This is a genomic window from Exiguobacterium sp. s143, assembly GCF_018618895.1.
Lineage (GTDB): Bacteria > Bacillota > Bacilli > Exiguobacteriales > Exiguobacteriaceae > Exiguobacterium_A > Exiguobacterium_A abrahamii.
In genome coordinates, this window is sequence record NZ_JACSMX010000001.1 from 873,662 (window position 1) to 896,318 (window position 22,657).

A 22,657-nucleotide genomic window follows, 5' to 3' on the forward strand; every position below is an offset into this window, starting at 1 on the left:
GATGGGGAAACGCATCTCCGGAGAAGAACGCCGGAAATCATTACTTCGTATGATTGAGGAAAGTGAGCAACCTGTCACAGGAACAGCACTGGCGAAACAAGCAGGTGTCAGTCGCCAAGTGATCGTGCAGGATTTATCATTGTTAAAGGCAAAAGGATATCCTGTCATCGCGACAGCTCGTGGCTATTTCATCAATGATCCGGAAGTCGACGGTTCAAAATTACGTCGCAAGATCGTTTGCCGTCACGGCATCGATCAGTTAAAGGATGAGTGTGACGCCATCGTTGACGAAGGAGTCGTCGTCCGCGATGTCATCATCGAACATCCCGTCTACGGCTTCATCACTGGAGAATTGATGCTAAAGAGCCGCCGAGACGTCCGTGTATTGCTAGAGCAGCTAAAGGAGACGCAAGCCACTCCGCTCTCGAGCCTGACGGACGGAGTCCATATCCACACGCTGGAGGCGGATCATGAAGACGCACTGGAAGCAGCCATTGCGAAACTCGATCGTCTCGGAATTCTCGTTTCAGAGCTCGATGTCTGAACATACAAAAACCGCCTATTCCAAAGGAATAAGCGGTTTTTTTATCGTTCAATCGGTTCAAGTCGTGTCTCCGGCATCGTAGATGGCGGATCGAACGTTGCTAAGACTTTGCGGACGCGTCGGTTTTCGATATGCAAGACGGTCAACGTGACACGTTCATAACGCATCGCCGTTCCGACGTCCGGTAATTGTCCGCTCTCCTCCATGATCCATCCCCCAAGTGACTGGGCGTCCGTGTCTGGCATCGTCAATTGAAATTGCTGACAGAAGTCTTCAATGTCGTACTCTGCTAGACATTCGTATTGCTCTGGACCAATCCGTTTCGTATATTCCAATGATTCATCGTGTTCATCCCAAATCTCCCCGACGATTTCTTCTAAAATATCCTCAAGGGTGATCAGACCTGCCGTACCTCCGAATTCATCAAGGACAACTGCCATGTGGGACTGTTTGACTTTGAGTTCCGGTAATAAATCCATCAATCGCGTCTGTGGTACGACGAACGATACCGGTCGAATCCATTCTCGGATATCAACGGAGCCGTTCTTCACGTATGCACGCAGAAAGTCCCGCTCCGATAATACACCGATGACGTGATCAATCGAATCTTTATAGACCGGTAGACGAGAATAGCCACCCTTCTGGACCTCTGCAAGGATGTCTTCAAGCCGCGCATCAATATCGATTGCCTGAATATCCATGCGAGGTGTCAGCGCATCCTCGACCGTCACATGTTGAAAATCAACCGCTTGGTGAACGAGTTCCGCCTCTGCAAGCCCCATGATCCCCTCTTCTTGACTGATATCGACGAGTGCCTTGAGTTCCTGTTCGGTCACGAGCGGTCCTTTCGGATCTGCTCCAATCAACCGAAGCGCAAACTGACGTAAGCGGAGTAACAGAAAAACGAGTGGTCGAAAGCACAGTAAGAAGAAGCGCAGTGGACGTCCGATCAATAACACGTAACGTTCCGTATGTTCACGAGCATACGACTTCGGTATCAATTCTCCGAACAACAGCAACAGAAAAAACAGCGCAAGAAAGGCAACGGTTTGTGTTGCGATCGTCTCGACGAACTGGATGATCCACCAGCCACCAAATAAGATAAAAGCGACGTTGACGATCGTATTCCCAATCAAAATCGAAGTCAGTGTCTCTTCGTAGCGTTGAAGTAAGCGAAATACACGGGACGCACGCGCGTCCCCTGCTTCCGATTGGTGCAACAACCGCAACCGATTGACACTCGCGAGTGCCGTCTCAGCTGAGGAAAAGAACGCGGATAACATGAGAATCGGAATTAACCAAACGACTGAAATCATGGGCAATGGGTCCACGATGCTTTCACACTCCGTTTCCTAATGGAATGAACCGCTTAGAATGATGACTCGACGAATTCGAACTCGAAATCGCGGATTCGAACGACGTCGCCGTCGATCGCACCAAGACGACGCAACTCTTCGTCGACACCCATTTGACGCAGTGTCCGAGCGAAACGTTTAATCGATTCTTCACGCATGAAGTTCGTCATCGTGAAGAGTTTTTCGATGCGTGGTCCTTTGATGACGAAGCAATCGTCTTCATCTTTCGTGATCGTAAAGCCAGCTTCTGGTGCTTCGTAACCGTAGACGACACGTGGTGTCGCTGTTTTCTCTTCGAGTTCCTCAAGACCGAATTCTGGTGTTGCATCGACGAGGTCAGCGATTCGGAATAACAGATCGCGTAAACCTTGACGTGTTGCTGCTGAAATCTCGAATACTTCAAGCTCTGGGAAAGCTTCCTTGAAGGCTTCAAGATGTTCTGCCGCATCTGGCATGTCCATCTTGTTCGCGACGACGACTTGCGGACGTTCTGTTAAGCGGAGATTATAGTCCGCGAGTTCTTTATTGATGATGTTGTAGTCTTCGATTGGATCGCGACCTTCCATCCCGCTCATGTCGATGACGTGTACGATGACTTTCGTCCGTTCGACGTGACGGAGGAACTGGTGACCGAGTCCGACACCTTCACTTGCACCTTCGATCAATCCTGGCAAGTCAGCCATGACGAAACTACGGCTATCTTCCGTTTCGACGACACCGATGTTCGGTGTGATCGTCGTGAAGTGATATGCGCCGATTTTCGGACGTGCGGCTGAAACGACGGATAACATCGTTGATTTTCCGACGCTTGGGAAACCGACGAGACCGACGTCTGCTAGCATCTTCAGCTCAAGTTTCAAGTACTTCTCTTCTCCTGGCTCACCGTTTTCAGCGTGCTCAGGTGCTGGGTTGGCTGGTGTCGCAAAACGTGTATTTCCACGTCCGCCACGTCCACCTTTTGCGACGATCGCTTGTTGTCCGTGATGGACGAGGTCAGCGATGACCGCATTCGTATCATCATCGTAGACGACTGTACCGGGTGGGACCTTGACGATTAGGTGCTCGGCTTTACGACCGTGCATCCCTTTTGACATACCGTTTTCACCTTGAACCGCTTTAAAGTGGCGTTTGTAACGGAAGTCCATCAATGTCCGAAGCCCTTCGTCGACTTCGAGGACGACGTGAGCCCCGTGACCACCGTCACCGCCGGCAGGACCGCCGTCCGGAACGTATTTCTCGCGACGGAACGCTACTTGCCCACGTCCTCCGTCACCTGCTTTTACATAAATATTTACCTGATCGACAAACATGTCGGATCCCTCCTCTTACTTCTCTTCCTCAAACGGAAGACTTTCAATCTCAATCACACACTCATTTTCCGTCTGCGACTCGATTTCCATCGGCGTCACTAGATCCTCAAGGCGCGACATATCTAGTAGATCCCGATAGATCTCGATGGTCACGCCCTCGTGGAAGGTCACGGATACTTCTCCTACTCCTACATCAATCATGGCGATGGCCGCTTCGACGAGTTGCTTCAGCCGCTCATCTTCCATGTGGGGTGCTCCGATGACATCATACGTCACAGTTTTGCCTGACCATTCAGCTTGCAGTAACGCCAGTGCGGTTTTCGGCAATCCGATTCGCGCTAGACGCCCTTCCCGTGATGCTTGCTCCCGGTACGCCGAACAGATCGACTCGACTGCTTGTTCGTCTCCGATCGCGCCATACGAACGGACGAGTTGTATCCGGTTCAACCACTCGTGACGAAGAGTCTTCAAAAGATCAAGTACCTGCTGTTCCTCCATCGGTCGTTCCCTCCTAAAAAAAACAGACCCTAACCCTCGAAAGTGGCTAGAGTCTGCTTCGTCGATCCTTATGCTGGGTAAACGCTGACTTGTTTCTTGTCGCGTCCGAGACGTTCGAAACGAACGACACCAGTTGCAGTTGCGAAAAGTGTATCATCGCCACCACGTCCGACGTTCATACCTGGGTGAATCTTCGTACCGCGTTGACGGTAGAGGATTGAACCAGCAGAAACAGTTTGACCGTCTGCACGTTTCGCCCCAAGGCGTTTCGATTGCGAGTCACGACCGTTCTTTGTCGAACCTACCCCTTTTTTCGATGCGAAGAACTGAAGATTAAGTTTCAACATGTGGAATCCACCTCCTATACTTGTTCAAGTTGGATAAACTCACCGTAACTTTCAGCGATGGTACCAAGTTGGACCAAAGTCGCTTCCAGTAACAATTGGGTGCGCTCACTGACATCCGGTGCTAAGTCAGCGTACGGTTCTACATAAAAGTAGCCACCCTCTTGTTGTTCTGCCATTTCAAGGAGCAGGACCTGCCCGAGTAATGCTTCTATGGCATTGTATGCCCCGAAGATCACCGACGAGACGCCGGCACAGACAAGGTCGAGACCTGGTTCTGCGAACTCGGCATGTCCTGTCACTTCGATGGAGCGGACGAGTTCCGCTTCATCTCGTCGAATCTTGACACGTATCATGGCTTACGCTTCGATTTTCTCGATGCGGACCTTCGTGTAAGGTTGACGGTGACCTTGCTTACGACGGTAGTTCTTTTTCGCTTTCATTTTGAAGACAGTGATCTTTTTCGCGCGAGCGTGTTTGATGACCGTTGCTACGACCTTCGCACCTTCTACGAGTGGAGCGCCGACTTTAACATCGTCACCACCAAGGATCAATACTTCACCAAATTCAACTGTGCTGTCGACGTCTGCGTTTAATTTCTCAACGTAGATTTCTTGGCCAGCTTCAACTTTGACTTGTTTACCACCAGTTTTGATAATTGCGTACATTACGTGCACCTCCTCTTAGGAACTCAGACTCGCCATCACGGGCAGCGGATGCTTTAAAACCCGGTCTGTGCGGTTGTAGTCATTTGGGTGCTTCCAAACGAACTAACGTTATTCAGAATACCAAACGTTCTTCTACCTTGTCAATGCTGTTCTGAAGGATTATTCCGATCGCTTGATGAAATCGAGACAGTCCTGTGACGACCCCGTGAACAGGACCGCTGGATCGCCTTCGAGCACATGGACTTCGAGCGGTTGACGAGAGATGAATTCGTCTTGCAACAGATGCCGTGGTGCGCGAATCACGACCGCTTCCGCATAGGTCGCAATCTCAAGTAACTTCGGTTCAATCAAGCGATAGACACTCAATCGCGTCCACTGTCCGGATTCCTGTGAGCGTTCCTGTAGCGATTTCCCGTGACGTTGTCGTGTCAGTTCGCATAAGCCCATCTTCGTAAAGCCATAGACTTCGATTTGTTTCGTCTCGAGCGCCGCTCGTTCTTTGAGGAGTTGCGTCACCCGTGTCTGACCTTTACTAGAGCCACGTAAAAAATCGATCGCAATCATACCGCTAATGTTGCGCAACCGTAATTGGCGCATGACTTCGACCGCAGCCGCTTCATTGATTTGATCAAACGTCCGCTTTTGTTCCTTGACGGAGATCGTCTTCCCACTGTTGACGTCGATGACAGTCATCGTCTCGACCTCTTCAATCAAGAGATACGCTCCCCCGTCAAGCCAGACGACCCGTTGCATCGCCTTCTCGATTGCGCCATCGATCGCTTCCATCTCAGGTAAGCGTCCTTTTCGTAGCGACCGTTCGACGGACAGACCAAGCAATTCCAGGCGTTCCTTTTCCTGACGCGTCATGACGAGCGCATCGGTGACATGTGGAAGTCGTTTTGCTTCCTGAACGATCAGTGCCTCGTCTTGTTCAAGACGCGGTGCCTGCATGAGTTCTTTATGTCGTGTCCGTAATGACTGAAGCTCTTGCTTCAATTCGTCAATTGATGCTTTTGCTGCCTCCGTCCGGTAGAGAATCCCCTCTTCGTCCGTCGTCGTCAATTGCTCCGCCAGTTGACGCTGAACGACGAGATCCAGCTTTCGACTGAAACGGATGCGTCGCCCGTACGGGAAATAAACGAGATAACGTCCACCATAGGTGATGTTCTGCGTCACTTTGTGTTGTTTCGGTGCGACTCCTTCCTTGACGACCTGGACGAGTAACGTCTGTCCGACCTGGACCGCTTGTCCGATCGTCGGTACGTCCGGATAGCGACGAAGTGCTTCCACCGTTTCATTCAGCGGTAAGTAAAGCGGTGTGCCGTCAGTCGCAATCAAAAAGGCTGCTCCGAGCGTCGGATGCAACCGGTCGACCTTGGCATAGACGAAAGTGCCAACCCGGATCTCGTCGCGCATCCGCTCATGATATTCAATTAATCGACCGCCTTCGACCAATGCCAATCGTTCAAGCGAAGCGGTCTGTTCACTAATCCATCGCATACTGATCCCTCCAAAAAAATTAGACTAGGCACGACGATGTCGTCCTAGTCTAATTTCCCATTCTTATTTCATCCCAAGCATCTTCTTCAATTTGACGAAGAATCCTTTTTGTGGTTGTTCATTTAAATCAAGCAGTGGTACAGATTCTCCGAGAATCCGGCGGGCAATGTTCCGGTAGCCGAGTCCAGCCCGGTTATCCGGATTCATCGTCACAGGCACACCACGGTGGGAAGCGGCGATGACTTCTTCATCATCGATGATCAGACCAAGTAGATCAATCGAAAGGATACGCATGATCTCATCGATGTCGAGCATGTCACCTGATGCCATCATGTGTGAACGCACCCGGTTGATGACAAGTTTCGGAACGATGTTACGTTCTGAGCGCTCGAGCATCCCGATGATCCGGTCCGCATCTTGAACGGCTGCTTTTTCCGGTGTCGTAACGACGACGGCTTCATCCGCTCCAGCGATTGCATTCATGAAGCCTTGTTCGATTCCGGCAGGGCAATCGATCAAGACGAAGTCGTATTCGAGTTTCAGTGTATCGATGATTGCCTTCACCTGTTCGGGTGTGACGGAGGACTTATCCTTTGATTGAGCAGCAGGCAACAGATACATCTCTTCAAAACGTTTATCGCGGACGAGTGCTTGGTGCAATTTACATTGCCCTGTCACGACGTCAACGATGTTATAGATACTCCGGTTATCGAGACCAAGCACGATATCCAGATTACGTAACCCGATATCCGTATCAACGAGGCAAACGGAATGTCCCATCAATGCAAGTGCTGTCCCGATGTTTGCAGTCGTCGTTGTCTTTCCGACGCCACCTTTACCGGATGTGACGACGATGGCGCGTCCCATGTTCGTCTTCGCCTCCATATGTACCTGTTCTTTCACTTGTTCCATATCCGTCACCCTCTTTCACTATCAATCGCAAACTGATCCATCCGCGCGAGCGGAACGGTTTGAAGGCGGGAGAATTCCACCCCGTCTTCGCCTAAAAATGCACAACCCATATCGAGAGCAGGAATCGGTGCGTCGTCCGGTTCTTCGTGGACGGTGCCAGCGACTGCGACCCATTTCGGTTGCAATACACTCGCAGCGATGACGGCTTCCGTATTGCCACCTTTACCTGCATGAACGGTACCACGTAAAGCACCGAGACAATAGATACTTCCTGTCGCATGGACGACCGCACCCGGATTGATATCTCCGATGATGACGATCGATCCTTCGACGTCTAATACGTGCCCACTGCGTGCCGTTCCACCGAAGTAATGAAACGTTCGCTCTCCGTACAAGGCTTTTGCCTCGTCCTTCGTGATGCACTCACTATCATAGCCTTTGAAAGAGAAGGAATCATGTCGCGCGACGATAGATTCGACGGCCGTCAACACCCCTTCATCGACATAACGTCGACCGAAGAAGAAGGTGATCGGTACGGCGCGTCCGTTCTCGACGGATTTGTCCGCAAGCGTCAACTCTAAATCGTCAAGAAATTCATCCACACTGCACCTTTCATTCACATAGACGGCGAGGCCACCACGATGACCTTTCATCGTTACATAACGTTTACGCTCAATCATGACTCATCCTCTTTTCTCGTCAAGGGTCGACTGCACGAGTCGGGTCATCGGATAATACAGGATGATGATCCCGATCAGCTGCGCAACCAGACTCCTTGGAATGATCTGTGTCGCAAGTTCCTGGAAGGAGACTCCGACACCCACGACCGAAGCCGTGAAGAAATATATATCGAGCTCATACAAAATGGCACTGAACGTGAACGTGACAAGAATCGTCAATACGTTCTCCTTTACATATTTTAGCACGAAGCTACTAAAAAGCGGAATGGCGGATAACGCAAATAAGTAAATGCCGATGATATCCGAGTACACGAAATCATACAGCAATCCGAAAACGAGTCCGAATCCGAGTGCCTGTTCAAGTTTTCCGTACCGACCGAGGAACATCAGACCGATCAATGTCGCATGGATGACGTACGGCGAACCATCTCCGAGTGGTCCCGCGAACAACGTCCCTTCTAAGATAAAAAGAAGGAACACGGCGAAAAACAACTTAACGTTATTCACGAGTGTCCCCTCCCTTATCGGTCTCAGCGAAAGGTTCCTTCGCTTCGCGCTCAATCACGAAGACATGACCGAACTGTTCGAAGTCTGCTGCCGGTTTGACGTATGCGATTTTTGAAGCCCCATACTGATCGGCTTTCACTTCCTCGATTTTTCCGATGACAATTCCGCTCGGATACTTTCCACCGAGACCGGACGTCGTGACGGTCTGCCCTTTTTTCAGCTTCGCATCATTCGGAATTTTCGTGAACTTGAGTAATTTCGTCTCTTCATCAAAGCCTTCGATCGTACCGAAGACCCCTTTTCCTTTCGTGTCGTCTGCCGTTGCCGAGACGTTATTCGTCCGACTTGTATCCGACATCAACTGCACGAGGGATGTATAAGCACTCGCCTGGATGACGCGACCGATCAGTCCATCTGCTGTTACGACGGCCATGTTCGCCTTGACTCCTTTTTGTTCGCCGATGTTAATCGTGACGAACCGTTGCCATTCGGACGATGTCCGACCGATCATCTCTGCCGGTAACAATTTGTAGTCGCGAATCGATCCGTTCAGGTCGAGCATGTCTTTCAATTCTTTATTCTCACGTTCAAGATCACGGACTTTGACGGCATTGCCGGCATAGTCACTTAAGCGTGATTTCAAGTGTTCGTTCTCTTTGTACACGTCACGCACTTCTTTAATCGAAGTGACCGTATCATCAATCCAGCCAATCGGTGTCGCGAAAAGGCGTTGACCGACGCCCACGGTATCACGCACGAAGCTTTGATACCAGTGGGATTGGTTACGCCCTTGTAGCGAAATCCCGATCAAGATCACCAAAAGGAGAAAACTAAGGAGTGTGATGAGCAGTTTTCGATTATTTAAAAATCGCTTCATCGCTCATCCCGTCCTTATCTTTTTTGCGAGATGCCTGATTTCGAACGAAGAACATTCATCATCTCGAGTGATTTTCCTGTACCGATTGCGACACAATCGAGTGCATTTTCTGCAACGAGTGTCAAAATTCGTGTTTCGTCTTCGATGACAGCGTCGAGGTTCTTCAAGAGTGCCCCACCGCCTGTCAAGACGATTCCGCGGTCCATGACGTCTGCTGATAATTCAGGAGGCGTCTGCTCAAGCGTGTGTTTGACACCTGCAAGAATCGCTTCGACCGTATCTGAGAGTGCGTCACAAATTTCCGCACTTGTGACTTCAATCTGTTTCGGAAGACCTGTGACGAGATCACGTCCACGGATTTCCATCGTTTCGTTTTCTGACTCTTCATCGATGCGAGCGTAACCGATCGTCATTTTCAACGTCTCAGCTGTCCGCTCCCCGATCATCAAGTTGTATTTCGATTTGATGTAACGAATGATCGACTCATCCATCTCATCACCACCGACACGGATCGATTGGCTCGTGACGATACCACCGAGTGAGATGACAGCAACTTCTGTTGTACCACCACCGATATCAACGACCATCGAGCCTGTTGGTTCTGAAACCGGAAGACCAGCTCCGATTGCTGCTGCGAATGGTTCTTCAATCGTGTACGCTTCACGCGCACCTGCAAGTTTCGCTGCATCTTCGACCGCACGTTTTTCGACTGATGTGATACCACTTGGTACACAGATCATGACGTTCGTCTTAGAAGAGAACAAGCCTTTTTTCTTCGAAGCTTGATCCATGAAATATTTGATCATCGTAGCGGTTGTTTCATAATCCGCGATAACCCCGTCTTTCATCGGGCGTCGTGCAGTCACGTTACCCGGCGTACGACCGATCATGTTTTTTGCCGCGTTACCGACAGCTTCAATTTTCCCTGTATCCGTACGGAAGGCGACGACGGACGGTTCGCGGACGACGATTCCTTGCCCCTTTACATACACAAGCGTGTTAGCCGTACCTAAGTCAATGCCGATTTCACGGCTGAATGATCCAAACATTATTCAAAAAACCCCTCTCTGAGAATACACTTCACTAATTATAACGGAAAAGCCTTCATTGGAAAGCGTTAAAACGTTACAGCTTGTTTACAGTTCGCCTTAGAAAACACACAAAAAAACGTCTGACGGAAAGAATCGAAACTTTCCCTTCAGACGTTATTCTTACATAAATCCGCGCTGTTTCATACTAATAAATTGTCCATGCCCGATGATGATGTGGTCAAGACAACTGATTCCAATGAGTCGTCCCGCCTCAACGAGCCGCTCGGATACCTCGATATCTTCCCGACTTGGCGTCGGGTCACCAGACGGATGATTGTGGACGGCGATGAAGTTCGCAGCCGAGCAGCGAATCGCTTCCCGGAAGACGTCTCGCGGGTGGACGATCGACGTGTTCAATCCTCCGATGAATAACGTCTTTTTCGAGACGACCTCATTTTTCGTATTCAAATACAGGCAGATGAAGTGTTCCTGCTGATAGAGGCGCATCTCTTCTAACAACAGTTCGGCGGCGTCTTCCGGTGAACGGATCGTCGGTCGCACCCATTTGGGTTCCGTGACGAGCCGTCGACCGAGTTCTAGTCCAGCCATGATTTGTAGTGCCTTCGCCTTCCCGACCCCCGGTGCTTTTTCGAGCCCACCGACTCCGGCCGCCTCGAGTTCGATCAACGAAGGATAGATGTGCAGTAATTCTTCCGCGATTTCAAGCGGTGTCCGGTCGCGCGTGCCACTTCGGACGAGACACGCCAGTAACTCGACTGTCGTCGCTTGTGCCAAGCCTTTTAACTGAACCATATCCTTCGGCCATTCAATCACAGCATCCGACCTCTCTGTTTCAGGATTACGCAAACATCGGCTTGATTTCAAAGGACGCGAGACGTTTTGTGATCTCGTGGATCGGCAGTCCGACGACATTATAATAATCGCCTTCGATCGCCTCGACGAACAGACCACCCATCGCTTGGATGCCATAGCCGCCCGCTTTATCATAGGGCTCGTTCGTCGCGATATAGCCTTCCATCCACTCGTCTGGTAATGCACCAAAACGGACGTGCGTCGTCACGTCGAACGTCTCTTCCTTCTCTCCGAAGCGAATCGTCACGCCTGTCACGACTTCATGAGCACGTCCTGACAGACGCGCAAGCATCGCCCGCGCTTCAGAAATATCCGCCGGCTTCTCAAGAATCATGTCATCGATCGCGACGACCGTATCGGCAGCCAGAATGACACCATCTGCTGTAATCGCTCGCGCTTTCTTTTGTGATAGATGGCGGACGTATTCATGCGGTGACATCGGGTATGGTGCTTCTTCGACGACATTCGCCGGTACGACTTCATGAGGAATGCCGATTTGTTGTAGGAGTTCCGTCCGACGTGGTGAAGCCGACGCGAGAATCAAGTGTGGTTGCGTTATCATCAGTATCACGTTCTTTCCCGTTAATTTCGAATCGGATAATTCGAGTCATCGTTTAGTCTAACAAAAAACAAGCGGTCCCTAACAGTCTAGGAACCACTTGTTTTATCTTAATTTCCTGTCACATCGACAAACGGATCCGACTTCGGTGTCTTCTCCTCGAGTGGGGTTTGCTTATCCGGCGTCAGCTTCGTCAAATCCGGACGATAATACGATTCGATCTCGACTGTGAACGAGAGCATCTCATCCTCAAGTAAGACCGTCCCACTGCCTGGACCTGGTTCTTCCGGTCCTGACAACTGGATTTGGCGTAAGACCGTGATTCGATCCGTCCGCTCGATTTGTTTTAAGAATGCCATCAGTTCAACATACGATGGGGCTTCGACTGTTAGTGATGCCGGAAGTGGCGTTGCGTTCGCGGTGACCGGTGCAGCGGCAGTTGTTTCAGCCTGGTCCGATTCTGTCGCCATCGCTCCGTCAACTGCAGGCGTTGATGTCACCGGTGACTGCGGTGCTGTCTCTGTCGCCTGACCAAACGTGATCGACTGGACCTTGACACCGGCAATCTGACTCGACGCATTGATCGCATCGATGACATCATCGTTCGATGCCGTCACCGGGACTTTTTGCTGGAGGAAGCTCGATTCAGCGACGTCGACTTTCTGTTCATTCGCCTTCGCTTGCTCGAGCACCATCTGTTCTCGCTTCAGCGTCGCTTCTTTTTCTTGGAGCGTTTGATGCGTCGTGTAGGTCGTATAACCTAAGTAACCGACCGCACCAAGGACGATTATAATCGTTAGACCGAGGAGGATGAAGCTACTATAACGTTTCAATTGTCCGGCACCTCCTCGATTTCAGTCGTTACATTCGGATCAGTCGTTGTATCGGTCGAAGGAGTCACTTCCGTTGAGCTATCCGTTTCCGATTCAGCTGGCTGATCTTCTTTTGGTACTTCTGGATCAGCTTCGTTCGTTTCACCCTTGACGACTTCCGTCGGATTGACGTTTAACGAGAATTGTCCGATATAACGGGGTTCTTCTGACTTGGCATCGTCAGACGGTGTAATTTCCGTCGTTGGAACTTCTTGTCCGGTCGTCGGATCAACTGTCGTTGTCGTGACGACGTCTGCCTTTTCGTTCATCGTTCGTGTCGTCACACTCGCAAGATTCGTTCCTGAGAAGACTTTATCCGTCAGTAGCTCGCGATAAAAATCGTTCAGTTCATCAAGCGTCTCGAATTGTGTCGTCATCGTCACGGCATGATCTGCCCCATAGGCGAATTGAAGAATGTAACCGCGTTCCGGGAGATAACGGGTAATCCGCTCAAGTGTTGGTACAGCAGGACGAGGCGTCGTTTCAAGTCCTTCGACCGTCTGTTTAAGTTGTGCGACTTCTTGTTTCGCCGATTGATCCGATTCCGACTGCAACTGACGGACGATCTGGATTTGATCGTTCGTCGATTCGACGCGGTCCGCGAATTGATCGGTTTGCCAATACAGATAGCCACCGGCGAGTCCCCCGAACAATAAGAGGATCAATGAAGCGACGAGCGGATACTTCGGTGCTTCGTCATTTTCGGGTAACAAGTTGATCCGGTCTTTTCGCGGTGAGGCAAGCCCTGCGAGCGGTAAGTAGGCCCGTGGAATCGACTGCCCGTCGATCGTCATCATATCTGGAATTTCGTCTAAACTTAAATCAAAGTTCGACCGGAAACGCGTTGCCAATTCATCACGGAACGGGAAGTCGCCGGCAAGGACGACGTTCGTGATTTCCCGTCCTTCGCGCGCGAGCGAAAAGCGATAGAAATCGAGCACTCGTGAGAACTCGAGCAACATCTCGTCTAAGACGAGTTCAACCGTCGGATCATCCGAACGGTAACGATAATGCAATTGATTATCGATGACATCAACATCCCACGCGTCAGCCGCAAACGTATCAACGGAGCGAATCAGACGCGGAACGTGATCTTCGATGATGATCAACTGGTGGTTCGTTGCATTCGCATTCCAGATCAATAATGTATCGGCTTCTGTCGTGACCGGATGATGGGCTTCGATCCCGAAATAGGTCGCGAGTGGTTGAGGTTCAGCTGCGACCAGTCGTAAATGCTTTTGTTTGAACAGTTGCGTATATTGCTTCAGCGCCTCGTTTGGCGCGGCATAGAGCATGATTTCTCGCTTGCCGTCTTCTTCCAGAACCGTGTAATCAAAATACGGTTCTTCAAACGGCAAGACGATACTATGTCCAATTTCCATGAATAAGTAACCGCGGATTTGATTCGTCTCGATCGTCTCCGGGATATCAAGTTTCCGAGCGAGAACGAGTGAACCATCGAGTGCCAGCACCGCTTGCGAGCCACGTGGTACTTTCAGCTTCGTCAGTAACCCGTCAAAGATGAAATCAAGCGAGGCTTCGGGTTGCAACCAGCCTCCTTGCAGTGTTCCCGGCGGCAGCGCGACGACTGCCCGGCGCTTAATGACGCCTTTTTTGACGACTGCACCGAAAATTGCGACATCGGTGAAATTAAAGTAAATATATGTACCTTTACGCCGTTGCGCCATATGTACGTTCTTCCTTTCTTAAAGCAGTAAATCGAGGTACCACGATACCCAATCATCCGCAAAATAATATGTCAGTAATGTTCCGACGGCAATCGACGGAACGAAGGGAATTGGTTGTTTCCGTTTCACGCGTCCGAGTCCCAGTAACGTTAAACCAAGAACGGAACCGACGAATGCCGAGACGAACAAGGCAATGACGACGTGAAGCGGTCCAAGGAAGATCCCGAGCAGTCCGAACAGCTTGACATCCCCTGCCCCCATACCACGCCGGGAAGCAAGAAATATGACGAATAATAGAACGAACCCGACGATTCCACCAATAATTGGATTATACCAGTTTTCGAGTGGAGAAAGGTAGCGCACAATCAAGGCAATCGGCAAAAAGACAAGTAAAATTTTATTCGGGATCAGCATGTACGCTAAGTCCGACATTGTCAGGATGAACAACAAGCTCGTCAGGACGAGTGTCAACGCGAGTTCCATTGACCAGCCGAACTGCCAGAAGGCATAGGCGTAGAGAATCCCTCCGAGTAATTCAAGCGCTGGATACTTGATTGAGATCGACTGTCCGCAAGAGCGACATTTCCCGCCGAGTAGTGCGTAACCGAGTACCGGTGTTAGTTCGAGCGGTCCAAGAACATGTCCACACGTCGGACAATGGGAACGCGGATGAACGATCGACTCCCCGACCGGGACGCGCAGACCGACGACGTTCGTAAACGACGTGATGAGTAAGCCTAACAAGAAAAAATAAACCGTGAAGACGATCGTCATGACACGACCTCCCTTTCAAAAAAGTTCAGAAAAAAACCCCCGAGGAGGGGGGTGGTGATTATTTCTTTTCTTGTACTCCACTGCGCTTCAATGCTGAAGGAGCTGAAGCATTGAAATAAGTATAATCTGCTGATTTACTAGTTAACGTAACTGCATATGTGTAAGAACCATTTTTCTCAGTGACGACAACATATGAATTTTTGTAATCTTCATCTGAGTTCAATGCATCCTTCATATCATCAATATATTTTTTCAAAGAGTCAGTACGTGGTGCTGCTGCAGTACCTTTAGCAACATCATTAGCCGCAATAGCATCATTATTGTCATTAACTCCAACTTTTACTGTTTCACCTGGTTGAACAGGATTGGAAGATGTATACAGTTTTGCTGCAGCGACTAATTGCTTCGCATCCGAAACAACTGCATCCTTACGTGAGTTCTCGATCAAACCACCGATTGCGACGACAGCGATTGCTGCAATGATTCCTAAGATAACGACGACGACGAGTAACTCGATCAAAGTCAGTCCGCGCTCATCGCGCATTTGTTTTGCATCTAACCAGATTTCTTTTAACCGTTCTACCATTTCATTATGCCTCCCTAGTACTTTTTAACTGTGCGTGGTTAGTAGGTAATACTATCCAGACGAATACTATTATAGTAGCACCATATTTTTTGTAGATTATGTCTTTTTTTCACAACAGGTAAATGTTTTTACAATTGTCAACTTGCTTGAATATCCGAGTAAATTTTAAACATCGGTACAACGACGGCAATGACGATGACACCAACGATGGCAGCAAGGACAACGATCAAGAGTGGTTCAATAATCGACTTTAATCGGTCCGTCGTCGTTTCGACTTCTGTCTCATAAAAGTTCGCGACTTCTGTCAACATCGTATCAAGACGTCCTGACTCTTCCCCAATCGCAATCATCTGTGTGACGAGAGGTGGAAAATATTTGTTTTTCTCAAGTGGCTCATGCATCGGAATTCCGCGTGACATCGCTTCATTGGCACCGGCGATACCCTTTCGGATGATCCGATTCGTGACGATCCGTTCCGTAATGTCGAGCGATGCCAAGATCGGGACCGAAGCGTTCAACAATACCGATAGTCCACGCGTCATTAAGGCGATTTGCGATTTTTGAATCAATGGACCAAAGACTGGAATCATTAACAAGAAGCGATCAAAGAATACACGTTGCCGTTCGTTTTTTAAATTGAAATACAGTAAGCCAATCAATCCGAATGCAATCAACAGCATCACCCACCAATAAGCGACGAAGAAGTCGGATACGGCGACGACAAGTTTCGTGATCAACGGCAGTTCACTGCCAAGCTGGTCGAAGATTGACGCAAACGTCGGCACAACGTTCATCATCAAGAAGACGACGACGCCAACGGCAACAAGTGAAACAACCGCTGGGTAGATCAATGCCGAGATGACCTTCCGTTTGATTTCGTATTGTTTTTCAAGTTGAGTGACGATGTTATCGAGCGCTTCCTCAAGATTACCACTCGCCTCTCCCGCCATCGCCATACTGACGAAGAACGTATCAAAGACGCGCGGATGTTTTTCAATCGCTTGCGAAAACTGGATCCCACTTCGTAAATCGTCCTCGACCTCCACGAGTGCCCGTTCGAGTGGTTTCGATTCCGTCTGCTTCCGGAGAATTTCCGTCGCCTTGACGATCGAAACACCGGACCGCACGAGGGTCGCGAACTGCCGCGCATACATGACGAGATGTTCGATTTTCGGTTTTGCACTGAGAAACGTAATCTCAGTGTTCAAGCCTTTCGATTCTTGTTTTTCGAGTGAGGTCACAGCGATCTGATCCGTCCGCAACCGTTCTGCGGCTTCTCGTTTCGTCAGTGCTGTAATCTTACCTTTCTTTCGTTTGCCGGCAATCGTCCGACCTTCATAAATGAATACTGCCATGTGTTCACCCCGATATATACGGTGATGCAGCAGAAGCCGGAATCAATCCCCGACTGACGAGATCCTGCAATGCCATCTGCATCGTCTGCATGCCGTATTGTTTACCCGTCTGCAGGACGGATTGAATCTGATATTCCTTACCGGTCCGAATTAAGTTCGAGACAGCTGGTGTATCGACCATGATCTCAAGGGCTGCGACGCGTCCTGAACCGTCTGAACGCGGCATCAGGCGTTGCGAGACGACGCCCGCAAGAACGTTCGCCAGTTGAGCCCGAATCTGATCTTGTTGCTCTGACGGGAAAACATCGATGATTCGGCTGACTGTCGAGGCAGCCGTCGACGTATGGACCGTTGCAAAGACGAGGTGACCTGTCTCTGCTGCTGTCACGGCGGTCGCGATCGTTTCAAGGTCCCGCATCTCTCCAAGCAAAATGACATCCGGATCTTGACGGAGTGCTGACCGTAACCCGGTCGCGAAACGTGGCGCATCGATCCCGATTTCCCGCTGATCGATCAGACTTTTATGATGACTATGTAAGTATTCAATCGGATCCTCAAGCGTAATGATTCGTTTGTACATTGTCTGATTGATTTCATTGATCATCGCTGCAAGTGTTGTCGATTTTCCGGAACCCGTCGGACCCGTCACGAGAATCAAGCCGTGTGGTTTCGTTAAGAATCGTTTTAAGACAGGTGGCAATGCTAATTGCTCAAGCGTCGGCACCTCGGTCGGAATCGTCCGAAACGCCATCGACAAAGCGCCTCGTTGATAAAAACAGTTGACCCGGTACCGAGCGACACCGGTCACACCGAACGAAAAATCGATGTCCCGGTCCTGCTTCAGCTGTAGATACATCTCTTCCGTGATCAATGACTGCACAAATCCATCAATGATGATTGGTTTCATCTTCTCTGTCCCGAAAGGTGTCAACGTTCCGTTGATCCGAAAGACGGGCGGTGATCCCGCTGTCAAGTGAACGTCGGACGCCCCTCGTTCTTTTGATGAGCGTAAAATATCTTCGATTTGTGCCCGTTCCATCGTACTGTTCATTCTGAAATCACCGTCCGTAAAATCTCTTCTGTCGTCGTAATCCCGTCCGCGACTTTTGATAGACCATCTGCAAGGAGGAACCGTTGACCTTGTTCCTTGACATACGCTGTGATATCACTTTCCGTCGATTGGTTCATGATCATCCGGCGTAACACTTCGTCGACCATAATGACCTCTTGAATCGCAACCCGTCCACGGTACCCTGTCATATTACAAGACGAGCAGCCGCGTCCACGCATGACCGTCGTCGCTTCAATTCCCTCTTGATCAAATAACTCTTGTTCTCGTTTTGAAATCGGATGGACTTCGCCACAATCGCGACAGACACGGCGAACGAGTCGTTGTGCAATCAATCCACTGACAGAAGCAGCAACAAGGAACGGTTCGACACCCATATCAATCAATCGCGTGATCGAACTAACGGCAGAGTTCGTGTGTAAAGTCGAAAGAACCAAGTGTCCTGTCAGCGAAGCACGAATCGAAATCTCAGCCGTCTCGATGTCTCGAATCTCCCCGACCATGACGACGTTCGGATCCTGACGAAGGATCGAGCGAAGACCACTCGCAAACGTCAACCCAATCTTCGCGTTGACTTGAACTTGATTGATCCCATCGACCTGGTACTCGACCGGATCTTCAACAGTGATGATGTTGCGCGACTCGTCATTCAACTCATTTAACGCAGCATATAACGTCGACGATTTCCCGGAACCGGTCGGACCGGTGATCAAGATAATGCCGTTCGGGCGCTTCAGCATCTCCCGAAACTGTGATTCATTCCGCGAACTAAAACCGATTTTTGAAATCGAGATGTTCGAGTTCGAGCTGTCAAGAATCCGGATAACGACCTTCTCGCCGTAAACGGTCGGCAAGGTCGAGACACGGAAATCATACGGTAATCCATTAAAGACATATTTAATACGTCCATCCTGTGGCAAGCGTGACTCGGTGATATCGAGTTCACTCATGACCTTGATCCGGGTCGTCAGAATGCTTTGGATCTGCTTCGGATAGTTGTTCTCCGTTCGTAATTCTCCATCAATCCGAATCCGGATCGTCATCGAAGTTTCCTGCGGATCCATATGAATATCCGATGCACGCTGGGCAATCGCGTTCTCTAAAATTTGATTGACGAGTCGGATGATGGGTGCATCTTCACGTGTCACGACATCACGGGATTGATTCGACTCCATCATGTCATCGGATTCGAGTAGCTCCCGTAACGACGAATCAATGTCGTAGTATTTCAGGATCGTTCGTCTGATTTCGTCACGCGTCGCGATTCCGACATCGATTGATAGACCGGTCTGCATCCGCAAATCGTCAATCGCGATCAAATCCATCGGATCCGCCATAGCGATGAACAAACGATTTCCTTCCCGGTAGACCGGGACTAGTGTATGTCGCTGTGCGAGGTCTTTTGAAATCAGTTTCGTGACGGCGACATCAACTGGATAGTTGTACAGCTGGATGATCGGAATCTTCAATTGGTGATGTAGCGCCTCTAATAATTGTTGTTCCGTCAAGTGACCAAGTCGAAGCAGTGCATCCCCGAGTTTTTCGGTCGATCGTTTGACCGTCAACGCCTCTTCGACTTGTTGCTCCGTCACGAGGCTTTCTTCGATCAACATTTCCCCTAAACGTTTTCGTTTCATTGCCATTTAACGTGTCATCCTTCCGCGTGCCATGTTTCTTCTTCCTCTAACACATCCGGTTTTTGATGTTTTTCATCCATTACACTCGTCACTGCTGCCGTCAACAGACACAAGACGACAATTCCGACTAAAACGAGTGGGTTCGTAATCCAGTCGAGCTGGATGCTGAAGTAGATCAACGTCACGATCAAGATCGCCGCAACGGATAAAATCGCTTTTGTCGTCACGGTCGTCACGTAAGGGATCGTCACTGCAAACATCAGACCACAGATGATTGTCGCTAGACCGATGATGATACCGAGTTCAATTGCTATCGTCGTCCAGTTCATCTTTTTTCCTCCTTCTTATCCGACAGGTTCCCCTGTTGTTTCACCTTCTACTGGTGAAGCAGGATCACCCGTTTCGTTACTATCAGGTGTATCGGGTGACGTCGGACTTGTCGGAGACGTTGGTGTATCTGGCGTCTCAATGCCATCTGTCTGCGGTTCATCCGTCGTTTGGTCATTATTTGTATCCGTTGAATCATTGGAATCATTCGTATCCGTCGAATCATCGGAGTTCGTGTCGTCTTCCGGTTCAGGTACGACGACAGGTGCTTGTTCTTCTTGACTACTCTTTGTGACGATTGCTGGGATGGCTGCGTAGAAATCAAGAGACAATAACTGCTTCTTCTCACCTTGAGCCGTCTTCGTCACGCGATAGACTTCAATCGATTTCCCTTCTTCTCCCGCTTGTGTATCACTCGTCGTTCCAGCTGTAAGCGTTGCAGAATAACGTGTGATCGTCCGGAATGGAATCGTTTTTTCGCCTTCAAGGACGGTCGTGACTGTTTCCTTGAACGGTGTGCCTCGCAATTCAAGCGTGACATCACTTCCATTTTGGGTCGCAATGACACGATAAATTGATGCTTGTGTATTACGAACGGCAAAATCTGTTTTTTCATCAATTTTGACGTCATATCCTAGTGTGATACCGTCTGGTAATACCGTATGCGGCATCCGTTCGACGATTTCAAATGGCGTCTTTGCGAACAGTTCGTATAACTTGCTACCGACATACGAGCCTGCGACTGCATCCATACCGTACGTCTTGACATTCATTAATTGTCCCGGCTTGATTTCCACATTCATCATTGCCGTGATCATCTGTTCTTCAGCAGCAGACCGCGTCGAGAATGAAACCGTTGAAACGACCTCACCTGTTGGATCGACTGCAGCTTCCGATTGAGCAGGATCAAAGTTTCCTTCCTGTAACGTTTTACTCGTATCGATTAACCATGTCTTAAAGGCAACGAGTTGCTCATCCGAGTAACTGATTGGCTGCGTCGCTAAAAAATTCTCAAACGATGCTTCATCTACCGTTACCATCAAGTCTCCACCTTTTTTCAAAGAAGCTTTTTTGACAGAATCAGCGGCGTTGATCGTCACGACTTCTGTTGGAATCGGTGTCGTCTCTTCACCCGTTCCAGTCGTCAGAGGCGTTTTCTTCGTCCACTCCGTGATCGCTTTCTCAACTTTCGATTGTGCTTCCTTTCGATCCATGCCACTAACTGGAACCGATCCAATTCGTGCCGTCTCAGAAAACGTCGTAGGTGCCGTTGCTTTACCGGTAAAGGAAATCAAGGCAAACGATGGTACGTAAATCAGGGCTACCAGTACAAGTAGCAAAAGTGTATGTATAGCAAAACGCTTCGGATTAATCATCATCTGTTTCCTTTCTGTATGAATTTAATCATTTCAGGTGCCTAGTATTTCCATTATAATGAATATTATGATGAAACATAAGTCCTATCCTGACAAATCCTTTCATGATCTGTGAATAGGTGCTGTTTTTGATTTTCTAGAAAAATCATTTAGGATCTTTCATCCTCATCTATCATGAAGTAGAGGTGAATCCATGCAACGCGAGCAAGGCGGTTTTTCGCTAATCGAAGTATTAGTCAGTATTACGATCTTATCTATTATATCGGTCTCTCTGATCAGCATTTTTTCTCAGTCACTAGCTGCCTCACGCGACAGTACGGAGTTGACGTTTGCGAATTATTTGGCCAAAAACGCAACCTCTTATATCAAGCGAGAAGCTATAGAAGCGACAAGTGACGAACCCTTCGCCTTCAGTTCTTTATCAAAACAGGCAGACAAAGCTACTTATCTGAATGGAAAATATGTCATTCCAGAGCCTACGTCTCCTTCTTGTGAACTATCGGCTATTTGCTCATCAATCTTTACTAATCCTGAAATCAATAATATTGCCTTTGAAGTCAAATACAGTGTGACCCCTCGGAAACTCGAAGGAGTCGTTAATCCGAATCTTCTTGACCTCCATGTATTCGTCTACATAGAAGGAACTACTGAACCGATTACATCATTGAAAGGATCGATTACGAATGCGACGCTCAATCAAAGTTTTCCGACAACAAAATGACGGCTTCTCGCTCGTCGAACTACTCGTCGCCATCGTCATTGCCTCGATTTTCAGTGCTGTCATCCTGACTGTGTTCATCTCTGGTACGAAAAGCTTTCGGGCAACTGGAATCATCAGTGAACTGCGTAGTGAAGCTGATAGTCGAGTCGGCATCATATTAAACGAAATCGGTGGATTTGATGCGATTCGGATCGATGAAGCAAAACAGTTATCGTTTTATAAACGAACACTTCCTGTTTTGAACGCAGACACTGGATTACTTGAACGCGCCAGTGGATTTGAACCTTTTAACGCAACAGAAGAATCATCTGCTTCAGAGAAGGAAGCGACACCCGTCCGTTATACGTTCGCAGAACAAACCTCGGACGGCACCGAACTAATGTACGAATCGACACCACAGTCGATCGACGACCAAACGGAATTACTTCAAACGTTCAAGTTATCGAGTCCCGAGTATCAAACCATTACATCAGGAACATATCCGGGGCGCTACGTCATTCACGGTATTTTAACGATTACAACTACAATTCAATCGACAGATCAAGAAGAAGTCCAGACCTTCACGAGTACGATTGGATTTTAACTCAGAAAGGA

Annotated in this window: 26 protein-coding genes and 1 other annotated feature; of the genes, 3 read left to right on the top strand and 23 right to left on the bottom strand. The window is 49.1% G+C overall.

What is annotated here, in order from left to right; genetic code table 11:
- Position 1 precedes the first annotated feature (1 nt).
- Entirely contained in the window at positions 2 to 544 is a 543-nt protein-coding gene (locus KNQ03_RS04810; protein WP_149427668.1) for a transcription repressor NadR, read from the top strand.
- Between the two features lie 41 nt (positions 545 to 585).
- Here the strand turns inward: KNQ03_RS04810 and KNQ03_RS04815 are convergent, their stop codons facing one another.
- The 23 genes from KNQ03_RS04815 to KNQ03_RS04925 all read right to left on the bottom strand — a co-directional run bounded on the left by KNQ03_RS04815 (position 586) and on the right by KNQ03_RS04925 (position 21,306).
- A complete protein-coding gene (locus KNQ03_RS04815; RefSeq protein ID WP_251133635.1) occupies positions 586 to 1,860 on the bottom strand; it encodes a hemolysin family protein in 1,275 nt (424 codons plus the stop codon).
- Between the two features lie 53 nt (positions 1,861 to 1,913).
- Positions 1,914 to 3,209: a GTPase ObgE gene (gene obgE, locus KNQ03_RS04820; RefSeq protein WP_149427670.1), complete on the bottom strand. Its 1,296-nt coding sequence runs from the start codon at positions 3,207 to 3,209 to the stop codon at positions 1,914 to 1,916.
- Positions 3,210 to 3,224: 15 nt separating this feature from the next.
- Positions 3,225 to 3,707: a Spo0B domain-containing protein gene (locus KNQ03_RS04825; protein ID WP_023468944.1), complete on the bottom strand. Its 483-nt coding sequence runs from the start codon at positions 3,705 to 3,707 to the stop codon at positions 3,225 to 3,227.
- Between the two features lie 68 nt (positions 3,708 to 3,775).
- Positions 3,776 to 4,054, bottom strand: coding sequence for a 50S ribosomal protein L27 (gene rpmA / locus KNQ03_RS04830; protein WP_012370976.1), 279 nt, complete (start codon positions 4,052 to 4,054; stop codon positions 3,776 to 3,778).
- A 14-nt stretch (positions 4,055 to 4,068) separates the two neighbouring features.
- On the bottom strand, positions 4,069 to 4,407 hold the full coding sequence (locus KNQ03_RS04835; RefSeq protein ID WP_023468945.1) for a ribosomal-processing cysteine protease Prp: 339 nt from the start codon (positions 4,405 to 4,407) through the stop codon (positions 4,069 to 4,071).
- Between the two features lie 3 nt (positions 4,408 to 4,410).
- Positions 4,411 to 4,719 (bottom strand): 50S ribosomal protein L21, encoded by a 309-nt coding sequence (gene rplU / locus KNQ03_RS04840; RefSeq protein ID WP_012370978.1) that lies wholly within the window; start codon positions 4,717 to 4,719, stop codon positions 4,411 to 4,413.
- A 15-nt stretch (positions 4,720 to 4,734) separates the two neighbouring features.
- Positions 4,735 to 4,804: a sequence feature (ribosomal protein L21 leader region), on the bottom strand.
- Positions 4,805 to 4,878: 74 nt separating this feature from the next.
- Complete coding sequence (locus KNQ03_RS04845) at positions 4,879 to 6,219, bottom strand: ribonuclease E/G (RefSeq protein WP_064299552.1); 1,341 nt, start codon at positions 6,217 to 6,219, stop codon at positions 4,879 to 4,881.
- Positions 6,220 to 6,282: 63 nt separating this feature from the next.
- Positions 6,283 to 7,086, bottom strand: coding sequence for a septum site-determining protein MinD (gene minD / locus KNQ03_RS04850; protein ID WP_029342255.1), 804 nt, complete (start codon positions 7,084 to 7,086; stop codon positions 6,283 to 6,285).
- Between the two features lie 50 nt (positions 7,087 to 7,136).
- Positions 7,137 to 7,811: a septum site-determining protein MinC gene (locus KNQ03_RS04855; RefSeq protein WP_035406484.1), complete on the bottom strand. Its 675-nt coding sequence runs from the start codon at positions 7,809 to 7,811 to the stop codon at positions 7,137 to 7,139.
- A 3-nt stretch (positions 7,812 to 7,814) separates the two neighbouring features.
- Positions 7,815 to 8,318, bottom strand: coding sequence for a rod shape-determining protein MreD (gene mreD, locus KNQ03_RS04860; RefSeq protein ID WP_023468949.1), 504 nt, complete (start codon positions 8,316 to 8,318; stop codon positions 7,815 to 7,817).
- A complete protein-coding gene (gene mreC / locus KNQ03_RS04865; protein ID WP_058703839.1) occupies positions 8,311 to 9,195 on the bottom strand; it encodes a rod shape-determining protein MreC in 885 nt (294 codons plus the stop codon). The genes mreD and mreC overlap by 8 nt, the downstream gene beginning before the upstream one ends.
- A 14-nt stretch (positions 9,196 to 9,209) precedes the next feature.
- On the bottom strand, positions 9,210 to 10,244 hold the full coding sequence (locus KNQ03_RS04870; protein ID WP_029342258.1) for a rod shape-determining protein: 1,035 nt from the start codon (positions 10,242 to 10,244) through the stop codon (positions 9,210 to 9,212).
- Positions 10,245 to 10,406: 162 nt separating this feature from the next.
- On the bottom strand, positions 10,407 to 11,039 hold the full coding sequence (gene radC / locus KNQ03_RS04875; RefSeq protein WP_050677672.1) for a RadC family protein: 633 nt from the start codon (positions 11,037 to 11,039) through the stop codon (positions 10,407 to 10,409).
- A 46-nt stretch (positions 11,040 to 11,085) separates the two neighbouring features.
- Entirely contained in the window at positions 11,086 to 11,661 is a 576-nt protein-coding gene (locus KNQ03_RS04880; RefSeq protein WP_214723734.1) for a Maf family protein, read from the bottom strand.
- Between the two features lie 107 nt (positions 11,662 to 11,768).
- A complete protein-coding gene (locus KNQ03_RS04885) occupies positions 11,769 to 12,491 on the bottom strand; it encodes a YfgM family protein (protein ID WP_214723736.1) in 723 nt (240 codons plus the stop codon).
- The gene (locus tag KNQ03_RS04890) at positions 12,488 to 14,218 is read right to left on the bottom strand and encodes a type IV pilus biogenesis protein PilM (protein WP_214723738.1); all 1,731 of its coding nucleotides are present in this window, start codon (positions 14,216 to 14,218) and stop codon (positions 12,488 to 12,490) included. Before KNQ03_RS04890 ends, KNQ03_RS04885 begins: the two co-directional genes overlap by 4 nt.
- An 18-nt stretch (positions 14,219 to 14,236) precedes the next feature.
- The gene (locus tag KNQ03_RS04895) at positions 14,237 to 14,992 is read right to left on the bottom strand and encodes a prepilin peptidase (protein WP_214723740.1); all 756 of its coding nucleotides are present in this window, start codon (positions 14,990 to 14,992) and stop codon (positions 14,237 to 14,239) included.
- Between the two features lie 58 nt (positions 14,993 to 15,050).
- Positions 15,051 to 15,578, bottom strand: a complete 528-nt coding sequence (locus KNQ03_RS04900; RefSeq protein WP_214723742.1) for a type II secretion system protein — start codon at positions 15,576 to 15,578, stop codon at positions 15,051 to 15,053.
- A 137-nt stretch (positions 15,579 to 15,715) separates the two neighbouring features.
- Positions 15,716 to 16,933, bottom strand: a complete 1,218-nt coding sequence (locus tag KNQ03_RS04905; RefSeq protein WP_047393618.1) for a type II secretion system F family protein — start codon at positions 16,931 to 16,933, stop codon at positions 15,716 to 15,718.
- 4 nt (positions 16,934 to 16,937) lie between these two features.
- Positions 16,938 to 17,984, bottom strand: coding sequence for a type IV pilus twitching motility protein PilT (locus KNQ03_RS04910; protein ID WP_214723744.1), 1,047 nt, complete (start codon positions 17,982 to 17,984; stop codon positions 16,938 to 16,940).
- Entirely contained in the window at positions 17,981 to 19,645 is a 1,665-nt protein-coding gene (locus KNQ03_RS04915; protein ID WP_214723746.1) for a GspE/PulE family protein, read from the bottom strand. The genes KNQ03_RS04910 and KNQ03_RS04915 overlap by 4 nt, the downstream gene beginning before the upstream one ends.
- Before the next feature lie 8 nt (positions 19,646 to 19,653).
- Positions 19,654 to 19,968, bottom strand: coding sequence for a hypothetical protein (locus KNQ03_RS04920; RefSeq protein WP_029342268.1), 315 nt, complete (start codon positions 19,966 to 19,968; stop codon positions 19,654 to 19,656).
- 15 nt (positions 19,969 to 19,983) lie between these two features.
- On the bottom strand, positions 19,984 to 21,306 hold the full coding sequence (locus KNQ03_RS04925; protein ID WP_251140235.1) for a G5 domain-containing protein: 1,323 nt from the start codon (positions 21,304 to 21,306) through the stop codon (positions 19,984 to 19,986).
- Between the two features lie 229 nt (positions 21,307 to 21,535).
- Here KNQ03_RS04925 and KNQ03_RS04930 point away from each other — a divergent pair, with 229 nt between their 5' ends.
- Both KNQ03_RS04930 and KNQ03_RS04935 read left to right on the top strand, forming a co-directional pair.
- Entirely contained in the window at positions 21,536 to 22,063 is a 528-nt protein-coding gene (locus KNQ03_RS04930; RefSeq protein ID WP_214723748.1) for a prepilin-type N-terminal cleavage/methylation domain-containing protein, read from the top strand.
- A complete protein-coding gene (locus tag KNQ03_RS04935) occupies positions 22,026 to 22,646 on the top strand; it encodes a PilW family protein (protein ID WP_214723750.1) in 621 nt (206 codons plus the stop codon). Before KNQ03_RS04930 ends, KNQ03_RS04935 begins: the two co-directional genes overlap by 38 nt.
- Positions 22,647 to 22,657: the final 11 nt, after the last annotated feature.